Origin of the sequence: Zobellia russellii (genome assembly GCF_018728565.1) — a bacterium.
GTDB classification, from domain to species: Bacteria; Bacteroidota; Bacteroidia; order Flavobacteriales; family Flavobacteriaceae; genus Zobellia; species Zobellia russellii.
In genome coordinates this window covers 186025-199577 of record NZ_JACSOI010000005.1, presented here as the reverse complement: position 1 = coordinate 199577, position 13553 = coordinate 186025, and the positions used below count along the sequence as shown (strand labels likewise).

Annotated in this window: 17 protein-coding genes; 9 read left to right on the top strand and 8 right to left on the bottom strand. The window is 38.4% G+C overall.

Annotation, left to right across the window (positions count from 1 at the left end; translation table 11 throughout):
* Positions 1-11 precede the first annotated feature (11 nt).
* The 5 genes from H9565_RS13560 to H9565_RS13540 are packed head-to-tail and all read left to right on the top strand — an operon-like array spanning position 12 to position 3248.
* A complete protein-coding gene (locus H9565_RS13560; protein WP_215440428.1) occupies positions 12-791 on the top strand; it encodes an SDR family oxidoreductase in 780 nt (259 codons plus the stop codon).
* Positions 792-804: 13 nt separating this feature from the next.
* Positions 805-1257, top strand: a complete 453-nt coding sequence (locus H9565_RS13555) for a 3-hydroxyacyl-ACP dehydratase FabZ family protein (RefSeq protein ID WP_215440427.1) — start codon at positions 805-807, stop codon at positions 1255-1257.
* Complete coding sequence (locus tag H9565_RS13550) at positions 1250-2524, top strand: beta-ketoacyl-[acyl-carrier-protein] synthase family protein (RefSeq protein WP_215440426.1); 1275 nt, start codon at positions 1250-1252, stop codon at positions 2522-2524. Before H9565_RS13555 ends, H9565_RS13550 begins: the two co-directional genes overlap by 8 nt.
* Before the next feature lie 36 nt (positions 2525-2560).
* On the top strand, positions 2561-2815 hold the full coding sequence (locus tag H9565_RS13545; protein ID WP_215440425.1) for a phosphopantetheine-binding protein: 255 nt from the start codon (positions 2561-2563) through the stop codon (positions 2813-2815).
* A gap of 1 nt (position 2816) precedes the next feature.
* On the top strand, positions 2817-3248 hold the full coding sequence (locus H9565_RS13540) for a hypothetical protein (RefSeq protein ID WP_215440424.1): 432 nt from the start codon (positions 2817-2819) through the stop codon (positions 3246-3248).
* Between the two features lie 23 nt (positions 3249-3271).
* On the opposite strand, the gene H9565_RS13535 is transcribed toward H9565_RS13540, so the two are convergent.
* The gene (locus tag H9565_RS13535; RefSeq protein ID WP_215440423.1) at positions 3272-4234 is read right to left on the bottom strand and encodes a TerC family protein; all 963 of its coding nucleotides are present in this window, start codon (positions 4232-4234) and stop codon (positions 3272-3274) included.
* Between the two features lie 105 nt (positions 4235-4339).
* Entirely contained in the window at positions 4340-4861 is a 522-nt protein-coding gene (locus tag H9565_RS13530; protein WP_215440422.1) for a YceI family protein, read from the bottom strand.
* Positions 4862-5003: 142 nt separating this feature from the next.
* On the opposite strand from H9565_RS13530, the gene H9565_RS13525 reads away from it, so the two are divergent.
* The 3 genes from H9565_RS13525 (at position 5004) to H9565_RS13515 (ending at position 6552) form a co-directional block, all read left to right on the top strand.
* Positions 5004-5330, top strand: coding sequence for a hypothetical protein (locus H9565_RS13525; RefSeq protein WP_215440421.1), 327 nt, complete (start codon positions 5004-5006; stop codon positions 5328-5330).
* Positions 5331-5758: 428 nt separating this feature from the next.
* Complete coding sequence (locus tag H9565_RS13520) at positions 5759-6097, top strand: hypothetical protein (RefSeq protein WP_215440420.1); 339 nt, start codon at positions 5759-5761, stop codon at positions 6095-6097.
* Between the two features lie 131 nt (positions 6098-6228).
* The gene (locus H9565_RS13515; protein ID WP_215440419.1) at positions 6229-6552 is read left to right on the top strand and encodes a hypothetical protein; all 324 of its coding nucleotides are present in this window, start codon (positions 6229-6231) and stop codon (positions 6550-6552) included.
* Positions 6553-7465: 913 nt separating this feature from the next.
* On the opposite strand, the gene H9565_RS13510 is transcribed toward H9565_RS13515, so the two are convergent.
* Genes H9565_RS13510 through H9565_RS13485 form a run of 6 tightly spaced genes read right to left on the bottom strand, consistent with a single transcriptional unit; the run spans position 7466 to position 11648 of the window.
* Complete coding sequence (locus H9565_RS13510; protein WP_215440418.1) at positions 7466-7939, bottom strand: cupin domain-containing protein; 474 nt, start codon at positions 7937-7939, stop codon at positions 7466-7468.
* A 13-nt stretch (positions 7940-7952) separates the two neighbouring features.
* Positions 7953-8666 carry a carboxymuconolactone decarboxylase family protein gene (locus H9565_RS13505; protein WP_246560620.1) on the bottom strand — a complete coding sequence of 238 codons (714 nt, stop codon included), beginning with the start codon at positions 8664-8666 and terminating at the stop codon, positions 7953-7955.
* A 21-nt stretch (positions 8667-8687) separates the two neighbouring features.
* Positions 8688-9128 (bottom strand): nuclear transport factor 2 family protein, encoded by a 441-nt coding sequence (locus tag H9565_RS13500; protein ID WP_215440416.1) that lies wholly within the window; start codon positions 9126-9128, stop codon positions 8688-8690.
* Positions 9129-9148: 20 nt separating this feature from the next.
* On the bottom strand, positions 9149-9682 hold the full coding sequence (locus H9565_RS13495; protein WP_084135034.1) for a nuclear transport factor 2 family protein: 534 nt from the start codon (positions 9680-9682) through the stop codon (positions 9149-9151).
* A gap of 31 nt (positions 9683-9713) precedes the next feature.
* Complete coding sequence (locus H9565_RS13490; RefSeq protein WP_215440415.1) at positions 9714-10829, bottom strand: alpha/beta hydrolase; 1116 nt, start codon at positions 10827-10829, stop codon at positions 9714-9716.
* A 36-nt stretch (positions 10830-10865) separates the two neighbouring features.
* The gene (locus H9565_RS13485; protein WP_215440414.1) at positions 10866-11648 is read right to left on the bottom strand and encodes a hypothetical protein; all 783 of its coding nucleotides are present in this window, start codon (positions 11646-11648) and stop codon (positions 10866-10868) included.
* Positions 11649-11802: 154 nt separating this feature from the next.
* Between H9565_RS13485 and H9565_RS13480 the strand changes: the two genes are divergently transcribed.
* Entirely contained in the window at positions 11803-12717 is a 915-nt protein-coding gene (locus tag H9565_RS13480; RefSeq protein WP_073244543.1) for a helix-turn-helix domain-containing protein, read from the top strand.
* Positions 12718-13553: the final 836 nt, after the last annotated feature.

Genomic DNA, 13553 nt, shown 5'->3' with positions numbered 1-13553 from the left:
AAAAATCAAACATGGCAAAACAATGGGTTCTTATTCTTGGCGGAAGCAGTGGTCTGGGTTTGGCAACTGCCAAAAAAATGGCAAGTCATGGATTTCATATTATTATAGCTCATAGAGATAGAAGGTCTGATTTAAAGAAGATTAACGCTAATTTTCAAGAAATCACTTCAAGGGGAGTTAAATTGCTAAGTTTCAATATCGATGCTATAAATGCGGAGAAAAGAAACGAAACCATTGATGCCATAAAGACTGCACTTTCTACTAAAGGAAAGATAAAAATGATGGTTCATAGCATAGCCAAGGGAAGTTTAAAACCTATGGTATCGGATGATAGCACAACCTTGAATCATCAAGATTTTGAAATCACTTTAAACGCTATGGCATTGAGTCTTTATGATTGGACAAAAGCTATTTTTGAAGCCGATTTATTCGATGATGATGCCCGTATCGTTGCTTTTACCAGTGAGGGAAGTGCCAAGGCATGGGAAGGATATGCCGCTGTTTCCGCAGCAAAAGCTACTCTTGAGGCGCTCACGCGAAGCATTGCGTTGGAATATGCTTCAAAGGGGATAAAGGCCAACTGTATTCAAGCGGGAACCACGGAAACAAAGGCTTTCGCCATGATTCCCAATAGTGAAACCTTAAGAAAAAGTGCGTTAGAGCGTAATCCCCATAATCGTTTAACTACCCCTGAAGATGTGGCCAATGCCGTTTATTTGCTAAGCAGGGATGAAGCCAAATGGATCACCGGAACTATAATTAAGGTTGATGGAGGAGAAAGCTTGCAATAGAAATTGACAGATTATGAACTATGACCACATAACCAATGTTTTGCCGTACACAGAACCTTTTTTGTTCGTTGATGAACTGACAGAGGTTACCGAAAATGGAGTGGTCGGGACTTATACCTTTCTTGAGGATTCATATTTTTATAAAGGGCATTTTAAAGACGCTCCCGTAACACCCGGTGTAATTCTAACGGAATGTTGTGCGCAAATAGGAGTCGTATGCTTGGGAATTTATCTTTTACAAAACGAAACCAAATTGCCACCAACAGAAATGCAAATAGGTATGAGTAGTACACAAATGGAATTTCTATTACCGGTTAAACCGAATGAAAAAGTAATCGTGACCTCAAAAAAAATATACTTTAGGTTCAATAAATTAAAGTGTTCTGTAAAAATGCATAATACGGAAGGGAAATTGGTCTGTACAGGCGAAATATCCGGAATGTTTAAAACCAGTGCCCATGCGTAGAAGAGTGGTTATAACAGGGCTGGGCGTTTGTGCTCCCAACGGAACTGGATTAGCTGCTTTTACCGAAGCAATGGCCACGGGCCAAAGTGGCATTCGGTTTCAACCGGAGTTGGAACAGCTGGGGTTCGGTTGTCAGATTGCGGGGAAACCGGAGGTAAGCGATGAACTTCTATCCCATTACTTTACACCCCTGCAACTACGCGGGCTCAGCGCTACGGGTATTATATACGGGGTTATTGCAGGAACCGATGCTTGGAAAGATGCCGGTCTGGACATTGCTGAAAAGGAGCAAGCAGATTGGGACAGTGGTATCATTTTTGGTTCCGGCACCTTGGGTGTGGATAAATTCCGTGAAGCCATTTATCAGATTGATGCCAAAAACGTTCGGCGTTTGGGAAGTACTAGCGTTGTTCAAACTATGGCAAGTGGCGTAAGCGCCTATTTGGGTGGTATTTTGGGCTGTGGAAATCAGGTTACCACCAACTCTTCCGCTTGTACAACAGGTACGGAAGGGGTTTTATTGGGGTATGAGCGTATCGCAAACGGACAGGCAGAACGCATGTTAGTAGGAAGCTGTAGCGATAGCGGTCCTTACGTCTGGGCAGGTTTTGACGCCATGCGTATTCTTCCCAGAAATTATAACGATAACCCGGAAGCGGCCAGCAGACCTTTGAGTGCTAGTGCTGCAGGATTTGTTCCTGGAAGTGGGGCAGGGGCCTTAGTTCTAGAATCTCTAGAAAGCGCTCAAGCCCGTGGCGCAAAGATTTATGCCGAAATATTAGGGGGAGCCGTAAACAGTGGCGGCCAACGTGGCGATGGTACTATGACCGCTCCCAATAGCGAAGCCGTACAACGTTGTATTGGTCAAGCGGTACGGAATTCTGGCATTCAAAATTCTGATATAGATGTGATCAATGGGCATTTGACGGCTACGAGTAAAGATGCGCTGGAAATTGCCAACTGGAGTACGGCTTTGGAGCGCTCTGGTAGTGATTTTCCCTTTATCAATTCATTTAAAGGAATGTTCGGGCATTGCTTATCGGCGGCGGGGAGTATTGAATGTGTAGCTGCATTGCTTCAGTTTAACACCTCTCAAACCTTTGGAAATGTGAACTGTACGGACTTACACCCGGAAATTACGGACCTGATAGCTTCTGATTGTATTCCACAGAAAACCATTCCACATCAACCTACCGTTTTAGCAAAAGCAAGTTTCGGTTTTGGAGATGTAAATGCTTGTGTTATTTTTAAACGATTTAATTCCTAAAACCAGAAGTCCACACAGTTTTATCGACCTAACAACATGAACGAAGAAACAAAATACAATAAACTCAAGGATATTATAAAGGTGTATCTGCCCGAAGATGTTTCGGTAGATGCCATTACTTTAGAGAGCAATTTCATAAGTGAACTCAATATAAATTCCGCTAATTTGGTGGACATTGTTCTGGACGTTGAGGACGAGTTTGATATCATGCTCGAAAATGACGATATGGACCAAATGCAAACGGTAAAGGATGCACTTTCCATTATTGACGCAAAACTAGAAACCAAGTAAAATGATATCTGATTTCTGGAATTGGGCGAAACCTAAATTATTAGCAGACAAGCGATTAATTGCGTTGTATTGTATTGCTTATTTCAGTTGGGGAATGGTCATGAACTGGTTTGGAGCCACGGTAGAAATTGCCAAATTCACCTATTGGTGGCAAGTAATCACTTGCTACATTTTATATATGGTTCCCATTTCTTTATTGCTTAGGAATCTCCCTTTTCATATCCAATATGCTTACGGACTTGTGGCTATGGGTTTTCTGGAATTTGGTGGGTATTATTTTGAAACTTCGTATGCCTACCCAAACAATCTTATGGACCAGTTCTTTGGTATCCGGAACTTTAGTTTAGGCATGGCATTGTTCTTTGCCCTGTATTTTCCTTTGGGCAATTGGGCCGTAGAAAAGCTGTACAAAAACCTGTTTAAGCGGTCTTAATATTCAATTGAAACCTTTCTTGATTAATTTTCCGGTTCTATTCCTTTCTTTTTCTTTTCAGGAATCAATAATGAGGCTGCAATCCCGGAAAGCAACGCTACCGATATTACCGCAAGGGATAACCATTCCGGCAATTCCACTTGATGGGAGAACAACATTTTAAGTCCCACAAAGGCTAAAATAACCACCAAACTATAATTGATATAACGGAATTTTTCCAACATTCTAGAAATCAAAAAATACATGGACCGCAGGCCTAGAATGGCCAAAATATTGGAGCTAAAAACAATAAATGGGTCGGCTGTGATGGCTAAAATAGCGGGAATACTGTCCAAAGCGAACAATACATCCGTAAGCTCAATAACCACTAAGGCCACGAAAAGGGGAGTAGCGGCACGTAAACCTTTCAGTCTTACAAAAAAGTCATGTCCGTGAAAGTCAGATGTTATCGGGTAAATTTTTCCAATTTGCTTGAATATCCATGAATCCTTAGGTTTAAAGTTTTCGTCATCGCCCTTAAGCATCTTAAAAGCCGTCCATAATAGGAACACCCCAAAGACATAAATAATCCACTCAAATTTGGTAATCAGCGCCACGCCAAAGAGAATCATCAACCCTCTAAAAACTATGGCCCCAAGAATACCCCAAAAAAGCACTCGGTGTTGGTACAATGCGGGAATTTTAAACGCGGAAAATATAACCGCAATAACAAATACGTTGTCTATGCTCAGGGACAGTTCTATAAGGTAACCCGTAACGTATTTTAGAACCGCATTATTGGGGGTTAGATTGGTAGGGTTTTCCACCAGACCTTGACTAAAGAGCCAGTAAATGACTCCACTGAACGCCATGGCCACGGACACCCAAACGGTAGTCCAAATAGCGGCTTCCTTGGTTTTAATAACGTGTTCGTTCTTGTTAAAAACGCCTAAATCCAGCGCAAGAAAAACAATGATCAAAGCAATAAAAAGAATCCAGACCCACATATAATGCATTTTTACGCCTGCGAAGATACTTCATTTTCACACTCGTTTCAGGCGCATTTGCAAAAGCCTTTGATTCAATTCAAAAGAAGCGGAGTTTAGAATGATTTAGTTGCTCAAATCAAGAGTTAAGGTCACATCTACCTTATTATCTTGGCGCTCCTTTTTAATATCAATTCCAAAATCCGATGAAAATAGAGTAGTGGTCCCCGCGAGTTTGGAGGCCTGTTCCGTAAAGTTGAAGCTAATGGTTTTAGCGGTTCCTTTTAAGGTAAGTGTTCCGGTAACGGTAAACCCGTTGCTAGTTTTGGTAATTTGGGTACTTTCAAAAGTAATAGTGGGATAGGTGTCCGCATCAAAATATTTTCCGCTCTTTAAGGACCAATCCCTGAGGAAATTCCCTGTTTTAATGGTTTCCACTTTTACGGCGCCTTTAAAACTGGATTCCGTTATACGCTCCGGATAGATTTTGGAAGAAGATTCAAACCCGGACAAACTGCCTTCAACATCCTTTGAAATAAAATGAAAGTTGATTTTTGCCGAAGCGATGGAAACCTGGTCCTGTGCCTGAAGCGAACCATTAAAAAATAAGAGACCAACAACAAGGAGTAGTATGAATTTGACACGCATGATATTCTAGGTTTGGAAAATAAGTTAGTATAAATTACCGATAATATGAACAAATTTATCGCTGTAAACGGAATCTGAGGTGCAAAATAGTACTGTTTTGGGTAAATCACTATCTTTATAAAAGAACTAATATGAAGTAATTATGAAAAACCCCCTTTTTATGATAGCTGCCTGCGTTCTTGTAGGTACATGCGGATTGTCTGCACAAGAGATCAAAGAAAAAAAATCTGAGATTACGAAATACACCGTTATGGAGCGTTTTGAGCCCAAAGCCATCCTAACCGTAGAGGAGCGTATGAAATTAAGGGAAGAACGGATTGCTAAAACAGAACGTAGACGTGAAATATTAGATACATTGGATATTTCCGAACGAAAAAGACAACGATTGCTTGAAGATTTGATCACCGAGCCATTTTCTAACCGGTTGAACCGGACCATGGCCGAAATTGAATTTGAAGACGAAGATTAAGAGTAAAAACCACCTAAACTAGAATACCTTCATGGAGCGCACTGCTTTATGAGGGTATTTTTTGCTGTTCACTTCACTTTTTTGACCTTTTAAGCTGAATTTTAGCTAGTTCCAGAAGTGAAAATTGAGTCCCTTTTGGTCTGAAATGAAATTTTAACACTTTCAGCATTGAAAAATGCGATTTTGAGCAAACCATGCTATTTGTTAATTTTTATTGCCGAAAGACGGTCATGAACAACTAGAAACCAGTAGTTTAGCTGTTAATAACTTTTGGATAAAAACTGAAATTGGACTGAGGACATAGTATAGCAAAGAACATTAATTTAATGTTAAAGTCTGATTATATGATAGTTAAGTCTAAAATTGTAGGATTTTTTTTATAACTTAGAGTAACACAGTTTATCTCAACAACCCAAAATCCTGCACCTATGACAACAACTCAACAGCCCGCATCAAGAGTAGAGGAAAATGACAAAAATGCTATTGTCGTAAGACTCGAACGCAACCAAAAAGATTTGGTGCAATTACGCACCAAGCTCAATTCTTACCGTTGCGAACCAAAAACCTATTCGCTTTATGAACGAATAGAAACCTTACGGACTACAATGGATTCCTTAACCCATTCTAACCGTGAAATCATTAACTCCTTAAAAGACACCCGTAAAACCGTAAATGTTCATTTGGAACGCGCTAAAAGACAGCTTACGGAGTTTAGAAGATTAAATGACGGTGTGGCCGAATACCTGGACATTTGCACCAGCCACTAATTCTCTATGTGGTTGATTTTTAAGCAAATGTAAATGTTAAGTTAATTAATTGTTTGTAGTATTTATCTGCCTGTTTGTAGTGTATCTTTGACGACGGTAAAATCAAGGATACACTATAGATTAGGTTTGATATGGAAGGAATATTTACGAGGCAAGAAGACATTCAAACCACGGAACTACAATTACAAAGATTAGAACGAAATTTAAAGGTTGTAGCACAGCTTTACGCCAAATTATGTTCTTATACGTGTGAACCACAAACGTATGACCAGTTCATGCGTTTAGATGATTTAAAAGCCGAAGCCCGAATCTTACGGGATACCAACAAAAACATTAGCCAAAAGTTACGTCAAGACCCCAATGCCTCAGCGCGTTGTTACCGTCTCTTCTTAAACTACGTACAAGGCTTTGACGTGTTCGTAAATGACGTGGACCGTTACGTAAAGAGCGTATAACATTATATTTTGGTTGCAAGAGGTTTGAACGAGAGGATAGTGGTGTTTAAAATATTCTATTTTACATAATATAAATTATAGTACAGATTGGTATGTTTAGATTTGAAACCAACCACATAGCTGTAGGCTATAATTACATTATGTAAAATATCCCTTAAGCTCATAGCTTTTAAGAGAATTACTAACAGGGTCATCAACTTGTTTAATTTACGTAGCTTCAATATTTGAATATAGAATAAACTTTTCAGAAAATTTCAAATTCTCAGAACCCCAGCGACAACCTCGTAGCTGTATCTATAATTTGCCGTTATGTAAAATAGCCGCTGCCAAACACTCGATTGCTTTTTAAATTCCAAAATGCTGAAAAACGCATTTTAAATTTAAACACAATTTGCCACCGCTTGCCAACGCCATTTAAAAGCTAGCCTTTTAGGTTTGTTTAAAATTTAAGTATTCGAGGAAATATGTGCAAGATTTTTTTCTACAGCATTCTCGTCAGATTGTCGCAACAGCAAAAATTTTCTCTGCGAGCAAAATTCTTAGCCCTTGCTAACCTCACGTCTTGTTTGAAGCTTTTCTTTAGGTACTTATAATATTATGTCAAATAGAATTCAACACTATAACCAGTAAGGTTTCTATTTATCTTTTTTTCTTGATAAAAAAAGAAATAAAAAAATCAAGGCAAACAGATAATTTTGGAAACAATGTACGGCTCAGGCGCTATATTCTAGAAAGCATTGTAAACCTTAAGACCGCTTTGAACTACTTGAAACATTATACTGGGCAACAAGCCTTATTAACAACCCTCTAGAATATGGTCGCTCCCCTCGCCTATTGTTTTGCCAAAATTCTCTTAGGCCCTAACGTTTACTTCAAAAACCAACATTTTAAGAAACTACGTTTGAATAGAAAATTATTCAGATTTACCATTATATTCTTCGTCTAAAACCGGTTTAAACCACTGCGCGGGTCCTTTATCGCGACTTGAAATTGCTATATGAGCAAATTTGGAATTTTGGCTAGCCCCATGCCAATGTTTTATGTTGGGCAGGCATTTTATGGTTTCGCCTTGGCGAAGCACACGTTTACTTTTTCCTTCTTCTTGGTAATAGCCTTCACCTTTGGTAACAATGAGAATTTGTCCCGCAGGATGCGAATGCCAGTTAGTACGTGCGCCAGATTCAAAAGTGACCAAGCCGGCATACATGGTGTTTAAACTATCTGGTGTAGCCAACATATTTAGCCACGCGGTGCCCGTAAAATTTTCATTGGTGATTTTTTCACCTTTCGAAAACAAGGCAGCATCCTTATGAATTTCTTTTGCTTCATTGCAACCAATCAACAGGGCTAAAATAAAAAATATACTATATAGGGGATTAATTTTCATCTCTTCACTATTATTATTTTCGATTATCAAGTACTTCTTTAAGTACAATTTTTGCTGCTTTTGCGTTCTCGGTCGTCGTAGTTCCTTCTAGTACTTTGGTGAACTGAAGCAATTGTTCTTGTTGCCAACCAACGTTTAACGAAAGATTTAAATGGCTTTTTAACATGGGCTCTAAGGTTCCCAAACTTGCAATTACCGATATGGTTACCAATTCACGCTGTTTATGGCTAAGCACATCGCGCTCAAAAATATCGGCAAATAAATGTTCTTTTAAGAATCGGTCCACCTCTGGTGAGAATTCTTGATATGCAGGCTTTGGTCCGTCTAAAGACCTATCTACCAGGCTTTCTAAAATTTTCTTGCCTATATCATATTTGTCTTGTGTTTCGGAAATCGGAGATGCTTCCACTCCTCTTTCATCTATTATTCCTTTGCTTTTTCGGTCATCCAAAACTCCCAAAAAAGTTTGCAACCCACGTATACTTCTTGGAAAACCGGCATAGGCATACAAATGCACCAAAACCTCTTTGATTTCGTTGATTGTAAGTCCGTTGTTCAAGCCTTCGTTTAGAGCATCCCTCAGGTTTACCAACTTGCCCTGTGCCGTATAACTAGCAATTAAAATGATACCCTTTTCTTGTTCTGATAAACGAACCGTAGCTACTTCAGTATTTTGAGCGTTCAATTGATATCCAAGAACAATAAATAAACACATTATAAGTCTCATTTTCATACTTTTATCTTTCTTTTATTCCCTAACCATCTGTTTTACAAAAGAGAGGTTTAGCAGTTTCCAGCTCCCCCCTATTTTTTGGTATACTTCGGTCACTACAAACGGGTTGGTCACTTCGTTACCGCCTACTTCTGCCACCAGGGTAATGGTGTTAAGAAGTATCGCAGTATCACCTGTTACAGCTACAGTAGCATCTTTAACAATCGCTTCTTTATACCATATACCGCCACTTTTAATAATTCCCAATTCACGCTCGGTGCCCCAATATCCGCCCATATGTACATATTGGGCATTTTCATGAAATAGTTGGCCCAGTTTTTCGGTGTCCTTATCTGCCATCCATTGCCATTTGTTTTTCGAGAGCTCTTTAATTTCCTGCTCAACCAAGGTTTGTGAGAAGGTTAGCCCAATGCTGAATACAGAAAGAAGTGCAATTAAAATTATTTTGGTGTTCATCGTTTTTGATTTTTATGTTATTAATGTTCTATTTTGTGTGTATCGCGCACACTGCTAAAGGTTAAATCAAGCAGCTTCCAATCATTAGCTTCTTTTTTATAGACTTCGGTTACTGTAAATTCATTAGAAACATCGTTGCCACGAACGTGGGCAGTTAAGGTGATTCTATTCCAGAGTACAGCGGTATCGTCTCCAAATACTTCCACAGCAACATCATGAACCGCTGCGTTTTTATACCAAATGCTGCCCGATTCAATAATTTCAAGTTCCCTGTCCTTTTTCCAAGAACCGCTCATATGTACAAATTTGGATTTGTCGTGGAAAAGCACAGCCAATTTATCAACATCCTTGTCTGCCATCCATTGCCATTTGTATTTTGATAATTTTAAAAGCTCTTTTTTAATAGTATCTGTATTTTTTAAGGAATCATATTCCGTTTCATTCTCGTGTACGGTATCTACTAGTTTATCTTTCGGGATAATGGACTCCTGTGCAATTGAAAAAGTAGTTCCTATGAGGGCTAAAATAAGGGTGATTCTCTTTATATTTTTCATAATATTTAGTGTTAGCTATGCTTTAAATTATTTAATTCAATTCTTTTTCTTTAAGCCAGTCATACATTAAATCGGCTATTTGTTGATTGTTTAAATCGGACATGGGGAAGTGTGTATTGCCTTTAATGCCAATTTCAGGTAATACCACTAAGCTTACATCTCCTCCGGCATCATTAACTGCTTTGGTCCACTTCTTTGCCATACGAAGTGCAGCACGCCATTGATCTTGACCAGGATTTTCGACTTCAGTTTCAGGAATGTAATCCCCATAATAGATTACAATGGGGATTTTGGTCAGTTTTTTAAATTCTTCCGCCGGAATACCTTTGGCACTTAATGTTCCGCCCACATAAGCGATAGGGTCTGGAATGTCATTGTCAGGAAAAATAAAATTACTACCAGGTTCGTAAGCTACAATAGCTTTTATGTGGTCATTCTTTAGAGCGGTACTCCAACCTTGTCCGCCACTGTGGGAATGGGTAACAAGTATTCCTTCACCAATTTTTTCAAACAATGCGGTAACAGCGTCAATATTGAGATTGATACTTAAAGGTCCCGTATCTGGAGTACTGCGACGGAAAAATTGATTTAGAGCTTCGGGATCCTTCGAAAACTGAATGTCTGGATAAAAATTAACTCCCTCTCCCATTCTAAATATACCGAACCATAGTTGATCCTCGGTTCTTGCCTCAATTGTTTTTGGTGCTGAACTTTGTCCTGCCAGTCCCCTTCTGGGCTGATCTAATAAATATACAGGGAAACGTTTTTTTAGAAAAATACTTTGAAAGCCTTCTCTACCATCTGGGGTGCTTTGCCATGTACGCATAGACTGACCGTAACCATGCCAAAATACTAATGGGAGATTACGTGGTTCTGTAGGAATTTGATATAAAACCGAAGCATGGTCCCCGTGAAGCGTTTGTCCCACATTACTTTGATTTGAAGGATTGAATGCTCCGTGAGCAATAGGGTCAAATTCCCCTGGGCTTTTCTTAACCGTACCGCCAACGGCAAAAGTACCCTGTTGTTGAATAGAGATAACATCATTAGACTTTATAGGTTTTTGAGTTACCTGTTTGCTTTGTTCGGTACAGCCAATAAGAAGTAATGTGCTTCCAAGTACAAATAGATAGTTTAGCTTTATCATGATTTACTTTTTTTTGGGGAATCTTTAATCGATACTTTATATTTTTCTCTTCAAATTCCTAGCTTTTCCTGATGATGGAAAGCTATAATTCAACAACACGCTCCATGTAAAATCGTCATCGGGCAAGATTTGTGTGCTGATTCCTTTGTTTACCACCGCTGTTAAAGAAAAGGGACAATTTCTTTTCGCCAAGGTCAAAAATGCAGAAGTATAATAACCGGTTAATTTGTCTGAAGTAAGATAGTAAACTTGTGGCGTAAAATTCATAAATACAGTTTTTGAAAGGGGTATTTGTGTAAAGGAAGCATTTACTACCAAGAAATTGGTCTCTTTTACACCTTCATCTAGACCACGCCCATATAAATAATATATACCTACGCTAAATCGCTCTGTTATTTTATAATTGGGTACCACTTCTGCGCCTATATATCTTCTTGATTCTAACAGTTCCTCATTCTGCCCATTGCGAATTACATTGACCGTTCTAAAATTGAGTCCAGGGTGTGCGCCTACTCTAAGCGAGAACTTTTCTTTTTCAATTGCCTTATAGCGTAACCAAAACAACATGGTCCATGGTTTGCCTTCTAGTGAAAAGCGCATATCGGGTTCAAAACTTAGCTTTCCCTTGGTAAACTTTAAATCGAACAACAAAGCAGGGTTACCTAAAGAAAAAGAAGGAACCAATGATACGCCATTATGGGTAATACTTGCAGTAGCCCTAAAATCATCTAGAAATTTAGGGTGATTTTCAGAACCACTTTCTTGTGCGTACATGGTTGATAACAAAAGGGACACTACTAACGTAACTACTTTATTCATAAGGGGTTAATTTCTTTCAGAACAAAATTAGGATAAGAAAGAAGGCTGAGTAATACCCAAATAACGGATGTTTATACCATAATTACAGATTTTAAGATCAGGGTTTGACTACATGGTAGTCAATAGGTTATCTTTATTTTAAATTCAATTGGTCGTGAAGAATATTTTAGAGATAAAAACCATTGCAGATTACTTTAAACTGCGAAATTGTGAAGTGCTACATCCGTTGGTGGGTATTGTAGATTTTGACAACGTAAGTAAAAGCGGATACACCAATATGCCTTACGACGGTTTTCATTATAGTTGCTATGCCATCTTCCTAAAAGATGCTGTTGGGTGTAAATTGATGTATGGCGGGAATGCTTATGATTATGATGAAGGGACATTGGTCTTTATGGCACCTAACCAAACCATTGAATTTGGCGGGTTCGCCCCAGATTATGTTCCCAAAGGCTATGCATTACTCTTTCACCCAGACCTACTATTGGGCACTAATTTGGCTAAAAAGATTCAGGAGTTTAATTTCTTTACCTATTCTAGTAATGAAGCTTTGCATTTATCGGCTAAAGAACGAAAAGTGATTTTAAGTTTGTTGGAAAAAATTCAGTTTGAATTGGAGCAGCCGATAGACAAACACAGCAAGAAACTAATCGTAACCAATATAGAGTTGTTTTTAGATTACTGCCTACGATTTTATGACCGCCAATTTATTACCCGCGAAGTTGTCAATAAAGGCGCTTTAGAAAAGTTTGATACGCTATTGAGGGATTATTTTTTATCAGATAAACCTAAAACTAACGGCTTACCCTCTGTTGGCTATTTCGCAGGCCAATTACATCTGTCCTCAAATTACTTTGGTGATTTGGTCAAAAAGCAAACTGGAATATCTGCCCAAGAATATATACAGATAAAACTTATTGATGTGGGCAAAGAAAAAATCTTTGACCCTAACAAATCTGTAAGTGAAATAGCATATGAATTGGGTTTTAAATATCCACAGCATTTTAGTCGTCTATTCAAACAAAAGGTAGGGCATTCGCCTAAAGAATTTAGGGCCTCTATTAATTAATTGAGGTTAAAATCATTCCACACACATTGCTTTCCCTCCTGCCGTCGGTCAGTTAATAAGTGTTCCATTATCTTTCGAGAAGAAAGCTTTTAGAAAGAAAAAAATGGAGAGAATGTAACAACTTTCGCTTTTAATCAAAGCTCAAGTTACATAACGCAAGACATTATGATACATTTTGTAATATTGGTTTAGCCCAAAAGCTGAAGCAATATTCAAGAAAGATGATGCGGCTGCCAACATACCGTAAAGGTTTAATGAAAAACGTAAGTCATAATTCTATTATGTAAAATATCCCTCACATTTGTAGCTTTTAAGCGAATTACCAACAGGGTCGTCAACCTGTTTAATTTACGCTACAAGAAAATTTTGCACACAAAAGAAAATGTATTCCAAACTTAGAAATTCCGCAACCCTCACGACAAACCTTTCGTCTGTACTCATAATTTGCCGTTATGTAAAATAGCCGCTACCAAGCGCTCGATTGCTTTTTAAATTCTAAAATGCTTAATCGCATTTTAAATTTAAACACAATTTCCCGCCACTTGCCAACGCCATTTAAAAGCTTGCCTTTTAGGTTTGTTTAAAATTCGTGTATTCGAGGAAATCTCTGCAAGATTTTTTTCTACGACATTCTCGTCAGTTAGCCGCAACAGCTAAAATTTTCTCTGCGAGCAAAATTCTTAGCCCTTGCTAACCTCCCGTCTTGTTTTATCTTTTCTTTAGGTACTTCTAACATTATGTCAAATAGAATTCAACATGCTAACCAGCAAGGTTTTTATTTATCTTTTTTTCTTGATAAAAAAAGAAACAAAAAAATCAAGGCTTACAGATAATTT